The sequence below is a fragment of the Thomasclavelia sp. genome (genome assembly GCF_047249845.1).
In the GTDB taxonomy this organism is placed as follows: Bacteria; Bacillota_I; Bacilli_A; order Erysipelotrichales; family Coprobacillaceae; genus Thomasclavelia.
The window spans coordinates 1-666 of the sequence record NZ_JBKTWO010000014.1 but is presented as its reverse complement, the minus strand read 5'-3'; the positions used below and the strand labels follow the sequence as shown (position 1 = coordinate 666).

Genomic DNA, 666 nt, shown 5'->3' with positions numbered 1-666 from the left:
GCATTAACCTCTTTTAGTTCATCAACTAAACGATAAATATCTGTTGTTGCACCATCTTGATATTGGGCATAATAAGATATCAATTCACCAATAATTCTTGATTCTTCATCATTAGCAAAAACATTAGCAACCATACCAAATGCCATAGTTAATGATACTAATAACGATAAGATAAGTTTCATTATTTTTTTCATTTTCATTACCTCACTTTTATATTTGAATATCTAGTCAAAATAAAACTATATTCCTATCCTCCCTTCAACTGATTTTACTAGATAATTTCAGCTTTTCTCTATAAATATTATAACTTAATATTTATAATAAGACAATTACGCACTAAATATTTTGAAACATATAAGCAAATAAATAAAAAACAACTATAAACTATCATTGATTTATCAATAATAATATAGTTGTTTTTTTATATAAATTATTTCTTTTTCTTTCTAGATAAATATGCAATTACACTTAATGAAGTTACTGCCCCTAATGTTGCAGCTAAATTACTAGTATCTCCAGTCTTAACAGCAGCTACTGTTGTGTCTCCTGGTTTTACAGGATTAACATCATTATCCACTGATGGATTAGCTTCTAATCCGGCCATTGCTTTTGTTAATCCATTTATCGCTTTTTCTACTTCTTCTGCTGTTGCTTCTGGATTATTTA

At 27.5% G+C, this 666-nt stretch carries 2 protein-coding genes; both read right to left on the bottom strand.

Annotation, left to right across the window (positions count from 1 at the left end; translation table 11 throughout):
• On the bottom strand, window positions 1–194 hold a 194-nt coding region (locus tag ACLR9T_RS05260), incomplete at its 3' end, for a hypothetical protein (RefSeq protein WP_413108484.1).
• Between the two features lie 236 nt (window positions 195–430).
• Window positions 431–666, bottom strand: a 236-nt coding sequence (locus tag ACLR9T_RS05255) for an LPXTG cell wall anchor domain-containing protein (RefSeq protein ID WP_413108483.1), incomplete at its 5' end; no start/stop codon positions are given.